Annotated in this window: 10 protein-coding genes; 4 read left to right on the top strand and 6 right to left on the bottom strand. The window is 72.3% G+C overall.

From position 1 onward, the window contains the following. Positions 1-48: 48 nt before the first annotated feature. Positions 49-564 (bottom strand): GNAT family N-acetyltransferase, encoded by a 516-nt coding sequence (locus tag BS75_RS34885; RefSeq protein ID WP_034091075.1) that lies wholly within the window; start codon positions 562-564, stop codon positions 49-51. Between the two features lie 33 nt (positions 565-597). Further along, positions 598-2,091 carry an APC family permease gene (locus tag BS75_RS34880; protein ID WP_052070092.1) on the bottom strand — a complete coding sequence of 498 codons (1,494 nt, stop codon included), beginning with the start codon at positions 2,089-2,091 and terminating at the stop codon, positions 598-600. Between the two features lie 279 nt (positions 2,092-2,370). On the opposite strand from BS75_RS34880, the gene BS75_RS34875 reads away from it, so the two are divergent. Then, positions 2,371-3,525: a glycoside hydrolase family 18 protein gene (locus BS75_RS34875; protein ID WP_052070090.1), complete on the top strand. Its 1,155-nt coding sequence runs from the start codon at positions 2,371-2,373 to the stop codon at positions 3,523-3,525. Between the two features lie 7 nt (positions 3,526-3,532). Here BS75_RS34875 and BS75_RS34870 read toward each other — a convergent pair whose 3' ends face one another. The 3 genes from BS75_RS34870 to BS75_RS34860 all read right to left on the bottom strand — a co-directional run bounded on the left by BS75_RS34870 (position 3,533) and on the right by BS75_RS34860 (position 6,982). Beyond that, complete coding sequence (locus tag BS75_RS34870; RefSeq protein WP_034091074.1) at positions 3,533-4,762, bottom strand: Dyp-type peroxidase; 1,230 nt, start codon at positions 4,760-4,762, stop codon at positions 3,533-3,535. Positions 4,763-4,855: 93 nt separating this feature from the next. Continuing rightward, positions 4,856-6,061 (bottom strand): EfeM/EfeO family lipoprotein, encoded by a 1,206-nt coding sequence (locus BS75_RS34865; protein WP_052070088.1) that lies wholly within the window; start codon positions 6,059-6,061, stop codon positions 4,856-4,858. A 12-nt stretch (positions 6,062-6,073) separates the two neighbouring features. Next, a complete protein-coding gene (locus BS75_RS34860) occupies positions 6,074-6,982 on the bottom strand; it encodes an alkaline phosphatase family protein (protein ID WP_081982944.1) in 909 nt (302 codons plus the stop codon). A gap of 203 nt (positions 6,983-7,185) precedes the next feature. Between BS75_RS34860 and BS75_RS34855 the strand changes: the two genes are divergently transcribed. Beyond that, positions 7,186-7,884 (top strand): FadR/GntR family transcriptional regulator, encoded by a 699-nt coding sequence (locus BS75_RS34855; RefSeq protein WP_034091073.1) that lies wholly within the window; start codon positions 7,186-7,188, stop codon positions 7,882-7,884. Then, positions 7,881-8,738 carry an ABC transporter ATP-binding protein gene (locus BS75_RS34850; RefSeq protein WP_042437112.1) on the top strand — a complete coding sequence of 286 codons (858 nt, stop codon included), beginning with the start codon at positions 7,881-7,883 and terminating at the stop codon, positions 8,736-8,738. Before BS75_RS34855 ends, BS75_RS34850 begins: the two co-directional genes overlap by 4 nt. Before the next feature lie 67 nt (positions 8,739-8,805). On the opposite strand, the gene BS75_RS45175 is transcribed toward BS75_RS34850, so the two are convergent. Continuing rightward, positions 8,806-11,796, bottom strand: a complete 2,991-nt coding sequence (locus BS75_RS45175; protein WP_081982942.1) for a glycoside hydrolase family 9 protein — start codon at positions 11,794-11,796, stop codon at positions 8,806-8,808. A 419-nt stretch (positions 11,797-12,215) separates the two neighbouring features. Here BS75_RS45175 and BS75_RS34835 point away from each other — a divergent pair, with 419 nt between their 5' ends. Next, on the top strand, positions 12,216-13,742 hold the full coding sequence (locus tag BS75_RS34835) for a carbohydrate-binding protein (RefSeq protein WP_034091072.1): 1,527 nt from the start codon (positions 12,216-12,218) through the stop codon (positions 13,740-13,742). The last annotated feature ends 23 nt before the right edge of the window (positions 13,743-13,765 follow it).

Raw genomic sequence — 13,765 nt, 5'->3', positions numbered from 1 at the left:
AGCCTAGCGATCACCGCCGACCGGCCGCACCCGGGATTCGCCGGAGCGTCAGCCCGCCGCGTGGGTGGCCCGGTCCAGCGCGAAGACCGTGACCGGGCGTTCGTGGAGCACGTCCTCACGGCTCCGGGTGAAGCCGAGGCGCTCCGCCACCGCGACCGAGCCGCTGTTGCCGTGGTGGATCATCGCGGTGATCCGCTCCAGGCCGAGCCCGGCGAAGCCCCGGTCGACGACCGCGCGGGCGGCCTCGGTGGCGTAGCCGTGGCCCCAGTGGGCGCGCGCGAACGTCCAGCCGGCCTCGGTCTCGTCGAACTGCTCCCACCAGTTCAGTCCGCAGCGGCCGACGGCCTCCCCGGTCGCCCGCAGTTCGACCGCGCACAGGCCGTGGCCGCGCGTGGCCCACTGGGACTCGATGCCCTCCAGCCGGGCGACGGCCGTCTCCCGGGTGTAGCTCCCGACGAAGCGGTTCACCTCGGGGTCCGCGTGCAGCCGCACCCACCAGTCCACGTCGGCTTCGGAGCTGGTCAACGGCCGGAGGCGGAGGCGTTCGGTAGTGATCTCGTCCATCCTCCGACGCTATGCCACGGGAACCGGCGGCCCTCAGTCAGGGCCGCCGGGCAGCCCCTCCGAGGCGGTGAGGCGTCCGCCGAGGCGGCGGGCGGTGGCCGGGGCGAGCAGGACGGCGACGATCGCGGCCAGCAGCCAGCCGCCGGCGACGATCGGGAACCAGTGCCCGGGACCTGACGAGGGGTAGGGGATGACGTTGCGGTAGAGGGTGTAGCCGAGCAGCGCCAGGGCCGCGAGCGGGATCACCACCTGCCACATCGGGACGGCCATCCGCCGCTGGACGAAGATCAGCCGGATCGCGCCGATGGTGGTGAGGCCGTAGGCGACGAGCAGGATCAGCGTGCCGATGGTGCCGCCCCAGACGAAGGTGGACTCCGGCACGGCGGAGAAGGCGGTGATGCACAGGCCGAGGATCACCGCCATGGTGGTGCTGATCACGACGGCCGCGCGGGCCGGGGTGCCGCGCCCGGAGACCCGGCCGAGGCCGTGCTCGCCGAAGCCGTCCCTGCTCATCGCGAACAGCAGCCGGGCCGAGCCGACGGTGCAGGCCAGGCAGCAGCCGAAGGCGCTGACGGTCGCGCCGAGGGTGACCACATTGCCGACCCAGGGGCTGAGGTAGCTGCCGCCGAGGTCGCCGACCAGCGAGGTGGAGGCCCCGAAGGCGCCGGTCCCGGCCGTGTTGGTGCCGAAGCCCATCATCTCGACGGCGGTGACGACCACGAAGAACGCCCCGCCGAAGAGGGTGGTGCCGAGGATCGCACGCGGGATGTCCCGGTTCGGGTTGACCGACTCCTCGCCGAGGGTGGACGCGGCCTCGAACCCGGCGAAGGAGAGGAAGCCGAAGACCACACCGAGGAAGAGCGCGGAGGGCGCGGTGCCGTGCGGGACCGCGAAGACCGACATGGTGAACCGGTGCCCGGCCGGGGCGTTGCCGAGCAGCAGCCGGACCAGTACGACGGCGCTGACGGTGAGGATCAGCGCCACGGTCGCGCCCTCGACGGTGAGCAGCACATTGGTGCCGCGCCGGACCGAGGAGATGGTCAGCCAGCAGGAGAGGACCAGCACGATCGCGGTGAGGATGAACGGGGCGTCGGTGGGCGGGTGCGACCAGGCGCCGATCCGCTGGAGGAAGGAGATGCCGAAGATGCCGACCACGGAGGAGGTGGTGACGCCGTAGAAGACGTAGGTGCCGATCAGGCCCCAGCCGGCCACCACGCCGGTGCGCGGGCCGAGGGTCGCGCCGACGAAGGCGTAGACCGAGCCGGAGTGCCGGTAGTACTGGCAGAGCCGGACGAAGACGTAGGTGACCAGCAGCACGCCGACGGCGGCGATCAGGAAGGCGAGCGGAACGGCGCGGCCGACGCTGGGCTCGGCCGCCTGGGGGTTGATGTTGACGGCCATGCTGGGCGCCATCAGCGCCATGGAGAGGCCGACGGCCTGCCAGACCGTCAGGGTCCGCCGCAGCCCTGGTCCGGGCGGGTCCTCGGTGGTGGGCACGGGGGTCGTGGTCGGGGTCGAGTCGGGCATTCCGGCGGTCCTTCCGCGAGCGGCCTGGCGGTTCCGGTCCGGTGACGCGCTTCGAGTGTGGTCGCAGCCGGGCCGCTCCGTAAGGGGGCGCGCTGCAGGAGCCCTCCGCGGCGGCCCGGTCGGCCACCGGGCCGGGCCGGGCGGAGCGGAGGGCGGCCTCCCTCATTGGTCTAGACCCTTGACCCCCGGAACGGCCCTGGGCCACCGTGGATGTGTACACGCCGAACCCCCGACGGCCCCGCCGTCCCACTGCCCGCACCGGGCCACAGGAGTGAAGCGATGCGCAAGACTTCGGTGTTCTTCCCGGCCGCGGCGGCCTGCCTGGCCCTCGGGATCGGGGGCGTGCTGCTCAACGCCGGCAGCAGCCGGGCGAGCACCACCACGCCGGGCGAGTTCGCTGCCAACTGGTACGCCTCCGCCCCCTACTACGACGTACAGGACCCCACTCCCCCGGACTTCACCGCGCTGCTGGCCGCCACCGGCGAGAAGGTGGTGGACCTGGCCTCCGTCCAGGGGATCAGGAAGCAGCACCAGTGCGACCCGAGCTGGGACGGCGTCCACATCCTCCAGGGCCCGGGTTCGGCCCCGCCGCCCGCACTGGGCGCCGCGCTGAACCAGATCGCCGCGGCCGGCGGCGATCTCGCGCTCAGCTTCGGCAGCACCGGCGACACCAGCCTGGGGGCGGAGTGCGGCACCCCCGCCGCGACCGCCGCAGCCGACCTCGACGCCATCGAGTACGTCCACGCCTCGGCGGTCGACCTCGACCTGAGCGCGGCCGAACTGAAGGACCCGACCGCGGTGGCGAACGACATCGACGCCGCCGGGATCCTCCAGCGGGAGTACCCGGACCTCTTCTTCACCGTGACCCTGCCGGGCGGCCCGACCGGGCTCTCCAGCGACGGGACGGCCGCGCTGGCCGACATCCCGCAGGGCGGCCTGGTCCCCGGCAATGTCTCGATCCGGACCGGCGGTGCGGGCTTCACCGGCCCCGCCGCCCAGATCACCGCCCTGCAGGACCTCAACACCCAGTTGGAGGCCGACTTCCCCTGGGACCGCGCCGTCACCTACGCCCACGAGGGACTGGTCGCCACGGCCGGCCGGGAGGACGGGGGCTCACTGACCCCCGCCGGCTTCGCGACCGTGGAGGCCTTCGCCAAGGCCCAGGGGATGAACCGGCTCACCCTCTGGTCGGTCGACCGGGACCGGCCGTGCACCGCCGCCGACCCCGGCCACGGGAGGGCCGGGGACTGCAGCGGCGTCCCGCAGACCGCCTACGGCTTCACCCAGGTGGCGGCCGACTTCGCGGCGACCACACCCCCGGTCCCGATGCCGACCTCCAATGTCAGCGCCACCCCGCACCCGACCCAGTGCGAGACGCCGCACCCGCCGCCCGGCAGCGGCTCCGGCAGTCCCACCCCCGGAGCCGAAGGCTGACGGGGCCTCAGGCCAGCAGGCCGGAGGCCAGGTGGTCCTCCGGCCCGCTGACGCCGGGCAGCGCGAAGAAGTAGCCGCCGCCGGTCGGCGAGATGTAGTCCACCAGCGGCTCGTCGATCAGCCGGGTCTGCACGGCGGTGAACTGCCGCAGCACGTCCTGCTGGTAGCAGCAGAAGACCAGCCCGACGTCGAGGTTGCCGTCGGCGTCGACACCCCGGTCGTAGTTGTAGCCCCGGCGCAGGATCTGCTGGTCGTCGGTGGCCTTGGTGCGCGGGTTGGCCAGCCGGATATGGGCGGTCAGCGGGATGCCGAGGCCGTTCGGGTCCTTGGCGTAGTCCGGGATGTCGCCCTCGACGGTGCCGTCGAGCGGGGCGCCGGTGTCGCGGCGGCGGCCGATCATCGTCTCCTGCTCGTGCAGCGAGACCCGGTCCCAGAACTCGACCAGCATCCGGATGATCCGGACCACCTGGTAGGAGCCGCCCTCGGCCCAGGCCGGCTCACCGCCGACGCCGCCGCGCGCCCAGATCAGCGCGTCGTTGCTGGCGGCGTCGGTGGTGTCCGGGTTGGCGATGCCGTCCTTGAAGCCGAGCTGGTTGCGCTGGGTGCCGCTGGGGCGGGGCGCGGCGTGGAAGCCGTCGGCCTTCCAGTTGAGCTGCATCCCGTCGCGGGTGTGCTTGGCGATGTCGCGCAGCGCGTGCATCACCGTGTCCTTGGAGTCCGCGCAGATCTGCAGCGAGATGTCGCCGTGCAGTTCGGTGGAGCCGACCATGTCGTCGTTGGGGAAGACCGGCATGGTGGTCAGCCGGGCCGGCTTGCGGGCGGCGAGGCCGTACCGGGCGTCGAAGAGCGAGGCCCCGACGCCGACGGTGACGGTCAGGCCGTCGCTGGGGACGACCGGGCCGAGCGTCGCGCTGTCCGAGGGCACCGAGGCGATGCTGACGTCGGGCGGGGTGCCGCCGCTGGTCAGGAAGCGGATCCGGTCGGTCAGGGTCTGGAACAGCTCGGTCAGCGCGGCCCGGTCCGGGGCGACGGCGTCGAAGGAGACGAAGGTGGCGGCGGCCTGCTGCGGGGTGGTGATCCCGGCCTGGTTCGGTCCCTCGAAGGGGATCCTCCGGTCCGACCCGGCCGGGGTGCCGCCGTCGGCGACCGCGCGGTCGGCGGCGACCCCGGCGGCTCCGAGCACGGCCGCGCCGACGGTGCCGAGCGCGGCCCCGCGCAGGAAGGCGCGGCGGGCCACGCCGGCGGCCCGGGAGGCGGCGGGGGCATCGGCGGCGCCGCCGTAGGGGCAGCCGCCCCGGGCGGGGCGGCGTCGGCGGGGGCGGGGCGGCGGTCATGCGGAGGTCCGTCCGGTGAGCAGGTCAGGAATGCTGGAGAGGTTTTCGAGCAGCGCGCCGAGGTCCCCGTCGAGCCGCTGCCGCTGGGCCCGGGGCAGCGCGGACGGCGGGACCCAGCCGCCGTCGTCGGCGTGGTCGGCGAGCAGTTCGCCCTGGACCGTGGCGATCCCCCGGTCGATCGAGGCGAGCAGCTGCGGGTCGCGCGCCGTGATCAGTCCGGTGATGGTGGCCAGTACCGCCTGGGTGCCCTGGGTGTTGGCGTACAGGGTGGCCAGGGTGGTGCCGCTGCCGTAGTCGGCGATGCCGGTGAGCTGGAACTGCAGCGCGTTCTCCAGGATCTCGTGGCTGCGCAGCGGCACGTCGCCCGGATCGACCTCCTCGCTGGGGAAGTCGGCGATCAGCCCCTGCACGGCGGAGACCAGACCCTTCGTCAGCGGCAGCAACTCGCCGGCCGACTGGCCGTGCCAGAGGCCGAACTCGATCCGGAAGAAGCCGGTCCAGGAGGGGTCGGCGGTGCCCAGCGGCAGGCCGCTCGCCATCCCGTTGATCTCGTCGTCGAAGTCGCCGAAGCTGTTGTAGGCCGCGCCGAGCCGCTCGTAGTCGAGGTGGGCGGTGAGCCAGTCGGTCCTGGCCCTGGCCAGGTCGCCGGCGGCCACGTCGGCGTCCAGGGTGCGGCTGTCGGCGAGCAGTCCGGGCAGGCTGCGGCCGACGTAGGCGCGGTAGGCGGCGACCGGGGCGCCCAGGGCGAGGTCCGGCATCGGCTGGATGCCGGGGACCGCCCCGGCCGCGCTGCCGGTGACCGTCCAGCTGCCCGAGGTCAGCACCACCCCGTTGCTGAACACGCAGCGCAGGGCGTAGCTGCCGGCGCCGATCGTGGTCGACAGCGACCGGGTGGCGCCCGGCAGCAGGTCGGTCAGCTCGGCGTAGACCGCGCCGCCGCGCGGGTCGATCAGGTACACCTGGGCGGGGTCGCGCGCGGTGTCGTCGATGTCGATCAGCTGGTGCCCGGCCACCGGCCGGGGCAGCACGGCGCCGCACCCGTGCTCACCGATGGTGACCACGGGCGCGGCGCTGCTCCCGCTGCTGCTCTCGGCGGCGACGGCGCCGCCGCCGAGCAGGAGGAGGACGACGGCCGCCGCGGCGACGGTGCGCAGCGGCAGCCGTCGCCCGCGGGGCAGTCGACTCAGTGTTCTGTTCCACATGGTGCGGGCTGCTCAGTTCCAGATGTCGGTGATCGGGGTGGCGGTGGCGCTCGAGCCGACCTCGGTGAGGCCGTACATCTGCTCCAGCGTGGCCAGCACGTTGTAGTGGTTGACGGTCTCGTCGTACGTGCCGGGCTTCACCGACTGGCCGACGAACAGCGTCGGGATCTGGTTGTTCTCGGTGTAGTCGTCCTCGTCCCAGGTGACGATGAGCAGGCTGTTGTTGGCCTTGGCCCAGGTCGCGTAGGCGGACATGTTGGTCTTCAGCCAGCTGTCGGCCTCGGCGATGGTGCCGTTGTGCATGTCGTCGTTCAGGTTCGGGATCACGAACGACAGCGTCGGCAGGCTGGCGTAGTTCGAGGAGCTGGGGAAGGAGGTGAACGGCAGCGAGTCCGAGGTGGGGATCGCGCTGAAGTTGATCCACGGCGAGTGCTTGCGGGCGTAGTTGCCGGAGGTGCAGGTGGTGGAGCCGGTCTTCGGCAGGCCCTCGGAGTAGCCCTTGAAGGTGTCGCCGGCGGCCAGCAGCTCGGAGCCGAGGTTGGCCTTGGTGCTCTCGCTGACCGGGCAGGTGTCGGCGGTCAGCCCGTCGGTGTTGCCGGAGAACAGCGCCATGTAGTTGGGCTCGCTGGGGTGGGTGACCCCGAACGACGAGGTCAGCAGCGCACCCTGGGACGCCAGCGAGTTGATGTACGGGGCGTCGGTGGTGTCGCCGATGACGTCGCTGTAGGAGTGGTTCTCCTCCATCACGATCACCACGTGCGCGGGGGTCGGCACGGAGCTGGAGGCGAGCCCGGCCGCGATCCGCGCAGCCGGTGCGCTGCTCGCGACGGGCGCGGCGTGGGGCTGCAGGGCGACCACGCCGACCGCGGCTACGGCGGTGGCGGACACCAGGGACCAGATCGTGCGGGAGATCGGACGCATGGGGACTCCAGAGGACGGTGCGGGCGGGGGGAACTCTCACCGGTACGTGCGGAGCGTAGTGACGCCGGGTGATGCCGATCCGACCCGTCGACCATACGACGGTGAACTTCACATGTCATGCAATCGTCACGAGGTATTCCCATGAGGCATTTCTGTCCTCAGACGTCTGAGGACCAGTGCTAGCCTCGGACCCGGAGGTGGACATGGAGCTCGCACTGGAGCAGCTGCGCCGCGGGCCGCTGGTGCCCCGAGTGGAGGCCGCCCTGCGCACCGCGCTGACCGGCGGACGCTGGGAGGTCGGCCACCGACTGCCCAACGAGGCCGAACTGGCGCGGGAGCTGGGCGTCGGCCGCTCCTCGGTGCGCGAGGCGGTCCGGCTGCTGGCCCGCGACGGGCTGCTGGACGTCCGGCACGGCGTCGGCACCTTCGTGGCCCGGACCCCCGCCGGCCGCGACACCGTCGACGAACGGCTGCGCCGGGCCCGGCTGCTGGAGGTCTACGAGGTCCGCCGGGCACTGGAGGTCGAGGCCGCCAGGCTCGCCGCCGAGCGCTCGCTGCCCGAGGAACGCGCCGAGCTGGGCCGACTGCTCGCCGAGCACCAGGCCCGCAGCCCGCAGGCGGCGGCCGAGTTCGTCGACACCGACCTCGCCTTCCACCTCGCCGTGGTCGAGCTCTCACGCAACGCGGTACTGCTCGACCTGTTCACCGCCGCGCTGCCGATCCTCAGGACCGCCCTGGTCGAGATGATCGAGAACGAGCCCGGCCTCCCCGACACCTCCTGCGCCCACCTCGACCTGCTCGCCGCCCTGGAGGCCGGGGACGCCGCGGCCGCCACCGCCGCGACCCTGGACAACCTCGAAGTCGTCATCCACTACATCCGCGCCCAGGAGGCCACGCGTTGAGCACCACCACCGACAGCGACGCCGCACCCGCACCCGCACCCGCACCCGGCGCGCCGCTGCTCCGCACCGTCGACGTCGATGTGGTCCGCGAGGGCCGCCACCTGCTCCGCTCGATCTCGCTGACCATCGATCCCGGCGAGCACTGGGCCGTCCTCGGCACCAACGGGGCCGGCAAGAGCACCCTGCTGGCGCTGCTCGGCGCGACCAACCACCCCAGCCGGGGGGAGGTGCAGGTCCTCGGCCACCGACTGGGCCAGGTGGACCTGCGCGAACTGCGGACCCGGATAGGCCATGTGAACCCCCGTCATCCGCTGCGCTCGCGGCTGCCGGTCCGCAGCGTGGTGCTCACCGGACTCACCAACTCGGTGGAGCTGCCGCCCCGCTGGCGGCCCACGGCGGAGCAGGTCGCCCAGGCGGAGCGGCTGATCGACACCCTCGGCATCGGTCACCGGGCCGACTCCCCCTGGCCCACCCTCTCCCAGGGCGAGCGCGGACGGACGCTGATCGCCCGGGCGTTGATGCCCAGCCCGCAACTGCTGCTGCTGGACGAGCCCGCCACCGGCCTCGACCTTCCGGCCCGCGAGCAACTGCTGACCGCGCTGGACGAGTTGCGGCTGGCCCATCCGTCCCTGGCCACCGTCCTGGTCACCCACCACCTGGAGGAGCTACCGGCCAGCACCACCCATGCCCTGCTGCTGCGCGGGGGCGAGTGCCTGGGCCTGGGCCCGGTCGACGAGATCATGACCACCGAGCTGGTCAGCGCCTGCTTCGACCACCCGATCCGGATCACCCGGGACGAGGGCCGCTGGTCCGCCCGCGCCGCCGCCGGCCGGTCCGTGCTGACCGGCGCCTGAGCGCGGACCGGGCCCGGTCCCGCCACGTACTGGTGGCGGGACCGGGCCCGGTGGTCTCCGACGGGCGTCAGACTGTGATCTTGCTCAGGTCGGGTGCGCCCTTGGTGCCGTCGGCCGAGAACTCGACGGTGTTGGAGCTGCCGGCGTTGAGCTTGACGGTGACGGTGTAGCTACCGATGACGGAGTAGCTGCTGGAGGAGGTCTCCGGGAAGCTCACCGTCTGGGCGACGCCGTCGACGGTGACGGTGGCCGGCTTGGCCTCGCCGACCGCCAGGTAGTACACCGTCATGGTGTAGCTGCCGGCGGAGGGTTCGGAGACGCCGGTGAAGGTCGCGGTGCCGTCGCTGCCGCCGCCGATGCTGCTGACCTTCTCGCCGCCGGTGCAGGCGGTGCAGCTGGTCACGGCGGCGCCGTTGGCCAGGGCCGCCGAGGCGGCCAGGTAGGTGTTGCCGCCGGAGGCCGCGGCGGTGACGGTCAGGGTGTAGGTCGCGGTGTGGCTGCCGGAGGCGGCGGTCCCGGTGACCGTGACCGGGTAGGTCCCCGGCGTGGTCGCGGCGGTGGTCGCCAGGGTCAGCGTGGCGGAGCCGCCGGAGCTGACCGAGGTCGGCGAGAAGGTCGCGGTCACCCCGCTCGGCGCGCCGGAGGCGGTCAGCGCGACGGTCTCGGCGCTGCCCGAGGCGACGGCGGTGCTGACGGTGGTGGTGGCCGAGCTCCCGGCCGTGACCGAGGCGGAGGTCGGCGTGGCCGCGATCGAGAAGTCGTTCCCGGCCGTGCCGCTGCTGACGGTCAGGGTGTAGGTCGCGGTGTGGCTGCCGGAGGCGGCGGTCCCGGTGATGGTGATCGGGTAGGAACCGGCCGTCACCGAGGAGCTGCTGGCCAGGGTCAGCGTGGACGAGCCGCCCGAGGCCACCGAGGTCGGCGAGAAGGAGGCGGTGACCCCGCTCGGTACGCCGGAGGCGGTCAGCGCCACGTTCTCGGCGCTGCCGGAGGCGATGCCGGTGCTCACCGTGGTGACGGCGGTGCCGCCGGCCGTGACGGTGGACGAGCCGGGCGCCGCCGCGATGGTGAAGTCGTTGCTCACGGTGCCGCCGCTGAGCGACGCCTGGAGCGCGCCGGCCAGGACCGCGCTGCCGCTCATGTCGAGCGCGGGCTCGCTGCTGGCCCAGGAGCGGACGTCGTCGATGTACTCGCCGCCGTGGCCGGTGAAGGCGGTGAAGGAGTCGTTCTCGCAGTCGACCATGCCGGTCATCAGGTCGCCGAGGTTGCTGCTGGTGAAGTTGGAGGGGTCGTTCGGGCCGTTGACCACGGCGCCGGTGTCGATCGGGCCGGTGCCCTTGGCGTTGCCGAGGATGTTGGGGATCTGCGAGCCCATGCAGTCGGGGAAGGTGGTGCCCTCGCCGACCATGAAGCTGGTGCCCCAGGCGTTGTCGCCGAGCAGCCAGTCCCGCTGCTCGTCGGCGAAGGCCGCGTACGAGGTGTCGCCGCTGGCCTTCTGGTAGAGCGCCTCGGTGGAGATGAAGCCGAAGGTGTGCGAGTCGACGTCGAAGTTGGTGTAGTCACCGCCTTCGTGGAAGATGTCCGCCGCGGCGACGGTCGCGGCGGAGGCTACCTGCGCCTTGAGGTTGGCGATCAGCTGGGCGGAGGTCACCGCCAGCCCGGACGGGGTCCCCGCCTTGGCGATCGCGGTGATCAGGTCGGCATGGGCGATGGCGCTGACGTCGTACAGGTTCAGCGTGTCCTGGCCGGAGTCGCCGGCGATGTAGTCCTTGGCCCAGGTCGCCGCCTGGGTCAGGTACGGGGTGTAGACCGAGGAGGCGTCGCCGAGGTCCTGCTGCGCCAGCGCGATCTCGGTGGCGCCGAGCTCCATGGCGTCGTGCCAGATCGACTCGGGGTAGTAGGCCGCGGGGTCGGCGCTCTCCAGGGTGCCGCTCGGGCTGGTGTTGGCCATCGCGTAGAGCGAGGTGGCGTCCGCCAGTTCGGTGGTCGCGCCGCTGGTGTTGCCCGCCGCCGCGTCCGCCTGGGCGGCGAAGGCGAAGGCGGCGGCGACCCGGCCGACCACGTCCGGGTCGATCTTGGCGCCGGGGGCGGCGGCCTCGAAGACCGGGCGGTTCTTGATGTAGATGTCGGTGGAGGCGGAGTCGGTGTCGTCGGCCTGGGGGAGCCGCCAGACGTCGTGGTCGCCGTAGGTGGTGGACTCGTTGCCGGCGCCGACGCCGACCTGGAGGAACAGCGTCTTGGTGGCGGGGTTCCACATCTTGTTCAGCCAGGTGGTGCCGTACTGCGCCTCGGCGGTCAGCGAGGCCGGGGCGTCGGCGCCCAGGGCGCGGGCGGCCGAGTAGAGCAGGTCGTCGGCGTAGGAGGCGGTGAAGGTGAACTTCAGGTAGTCCCCGGCGTCGAACCAGCCGCCCTCGACATTGACCTTGGCCGCACCGGAGATGGGCGTCAGGCTGCCGTTGAACTGGTCGCCGGTGCCGCCGTCGCTGTTGGCGATGAAGGCCGGGGTCTGGTAGACCGTCGCGCTCTCGTCGTTCAGGTGCGAGGGCTGCCGGTTGAGCGCGCCGCCGGTGATGACGTCGGCGCCGTCGCGCTGGTTCTGGAAGAAGTTGACCCCGGCATTGACCAGCCCGGTGTAGAGCGTGGCCGGGGCCTCGATCTGGAAGGTGTCCGAGGTCAGGCTCAACGAACCGCTGGTGACGACGTGGTAGGTGCCGGCCGCGGTCACCGAGGAGAAGTCGATCGGGTAGACGTCGGGGTAGGCCGAGTTCCACGAGCCCCGGCTGGTCGTGGTCACCGAGCCGCTGGCAACCGTCGCCCCCGAGGAGTTGACGACCGAGTAGGTCTCCCCGGACAGCGAGGAGCCGGCCATCAGGTAGGCGATCTTGGTGTCGCCGGTGCCGTAGCCGACCTGGTCCACCCGGAGCTGACCGGCGGTCGCGGCCTGGGCGCCCACCACCGGCACGAAGGCCAGGACGAGGCCGCCGCCGAGCGCCGCGGCCAACAGGGTCCGGCTGCGCCGGCTGTCACCGTGTGTTCTCTGCCTGCGGGTTGGTGAATCCATGGGGGTGGCTCCTCCGGTTCGACGAGCTGATTTAGTTAAACTTCCTTACTTGTTCTCGCCCTTGGGACGGTAGGGACTGGCATGACACAGCGTCAATAGCCTTGTCATGTTCCTTAACAAAATTTGCCGTCGCCTTGGACCGCGAACGAAACGACCGACCCGGCCGCCTGCCTTCACCCTCTGAAGCCGGTCGGCCGTATTGACCTGGCACCGACCAGGACTGACACTGCTTCAGAACTCCAAGGAGTCCCCCGAGCCCCCCACGAGTGCGGCTTGAGAGCGCTCTCAAGCCGCACATTCCGAGGAACCGCGCCGCCGGCACCACCCGCATCCCTCTCCGAAGTGACGCCAAGGGCCACCCGGTCGAGGCCGAGGCTTCACTTCACGAATCGATTCCACGGACCGGAAAGGCCCCCACCATGCGCAGAACCACCCCTCCGCGCCGCCGTACCCTGGCCCTGATCACTGCCTTCGCCCTGCCGCTGGCAGGGCTGCTCGGACTCTCCGTCACCGCCGGCACCGCCCAGGCCGACACCGTCCCGGCCGCCCCCAGCGGCTGGACCACCGCATTCAGCGACGACTTCAGCGGCCCGGCCGGCAGCGCCCTGTCCACCACCGACTGGCTCTACGACACCGGCACCAGCTACCCGGGCGGGGCCGCCAACTGGGGTACCGGCGAGGTCGAGAGCAACACCACCTCCACCAGCAACGTCTACCTGGACGGCAACGGGCACCTGGTGATCAAGCCGGTCGAGGACGCCAACGGCAACTGGACCTCGGGCCGGGTCGAGACCCAGCGCACCGACTTCGCCGCGCCTCCCGGCGGCGAGGTCGAGCTCAGCGCCTCCATCGAGCAGCCGGACCCGGCCGGCGGCGTCGGCTACTGGCCGGCCTTCTGGGCCCTGGGCGCGGCGGCCCGTCCGGTCGGCGCGACCAACTGGCCCGGCATCGGCGAGCTGGACATCATGGAGGACGTCAACGCCCTCAGCGAGCACTCGTCCACCCTCCACTGCGGGGTGGACCCGGGCGGCCCCTGCAACGAGACCACCGGGATCGGCAGCGGTCTGCTGCCCTGCTCCGGCTGCCAGACCGGCTACCACACCTACTCGGTGATCCTGGACCGCACCGACACCTCCGCCGAGCAGCTGCGGTTCTACCTCGACGGCAACGAGACCTTCTCGGTCAACGAGAGCCAGGTCCCGGTCGCCACCTGGCAGGCCGCCGTGGACCACGGCTTCTTCGCCATCTTCAACGTCGCCGTCGGCGGCGCCTACCCGGACGCGATCTGCGGCTGCACCTCGCCCACGGCGGCGACCAGTTCGGGCGCGGGGATGAGCGTCGCCTGGTTCGCCGTCTACGAGAAGCAGGCCGCCGGCAGCACGGCGTCCCCGACACCCACACCCACACCGACCCCGACGCCCACGCCCACGCCCACGCCCACCGCTACGGCCAGCAGCTCACCGACCAGCTCCCCCACCGGCTCCGGCCCCGGCGGCGGCACCGCCTGCGCCACCAGTGCGGTCTCGGAGATCTCGGCCGACTGCTACTCCTCCGCCACCGGCTCGGTCACCGTCTCGGCGGCCACCGGGGACGTGAACCCGGCCGGCGTGGACGGCGACCAGGTCGCCCAACTGGCCAACGGCGACACCCTCGCCTATCCCGGCATCGACTTCGGCAGCGGCTCGACCCAGTTCGACGCCAGAGTGGCCTCCGGGGCCGCGGGCGGGGTGAGCGGACTGGTCGACGTGGTGCTGGACAACCCGTCGAACCCGCCCATCGGCAGCTTCGCCGTCGGCAACACCGGCGGCTGGTCGTCCTGGGAGACCGTGCCCGCCAATATCGCCGCGACCAGCGGCACCCACACCGTCTACCTGGAGTTCGTCTCCCAGGCCGGCGGCAACCCGCCCTACGCGAGCCTCCACTACTTCGACTTCCCGGCCAACTGACCGTTTCGGGCGACCGCGGCCCG

Origin of the sequence: Streptacidiphilus albus JL83 (assembly GCF_000744705.1) — a bacterium.
Taxonomy (GTDB): Bacteria; Actinomycetota; Actinomycetes; order Streptomycetales; family Streptomycetaceae; genus Streptacidiphilus; species Streptacidiphilus albus.
The sequence above is the reverse complement of the archived record's forward strand: the minus strand, read 5'-3'. Positions and strand labels throughout refer to the sequence as shown.

Coding starts and splice junctions, on each gene's coding strand:
- BS75_RS34885 (WP_034091075.1), bottom strand. CDS start 564: ATGGACGAGATCACTACCGAACGCCTCCGCCTCCGGCCGTTGACCAGC.
- BS75_RS34880 (WP_052070092.1), bottom strand. CDS start 2,091: ATGCCCGACTCGACCCCGACCACGACCCCCGTGCCCACCACCGAGGAC.
- BS75_RS34875 (WP_052070090.1), top strand. CDS start 2,371: ATGCGCAAGACTTCGGTGTTCTTCCCGGCCGCGGCGGCCTGCCTGGCC.
- BS75_RS34865 (WP_052070088.1), bottom strand. CDS start 6,061: ATGTGGAACAGAACACTGAGTCGACTGCCCCGCGGGCGACGGCTGCCG.
- BS75_RS34860 (WP_081982944.1), bottom strand. CDS start 6,982: ATGCGTCCGATCTCCCGCACGATCTGGTCCCTGGTGTCCGCCACCGCC.
- BS75_RS34855 (WP_034091073.1), top strand. CDS start 7,186: ATGGAGCTCGCACTGGAGCAGCTGCGCCGCGGGCCGCTGGTGCCCCGA.
- BS75_RS45175 (WP_081982942.1), bottom strand. CDS start 11,796: ATGGATTCACCAACCCGCAGGCAGAGAACACACGGTGACAGCCGGCGC.
- BS75_RS34835 (WP_034091072.1), top strand. CDS start 12,216: ATGCGCAGAACCACCCCTCCGCGCCGCCGTACCCTGGCCCTGATCACT.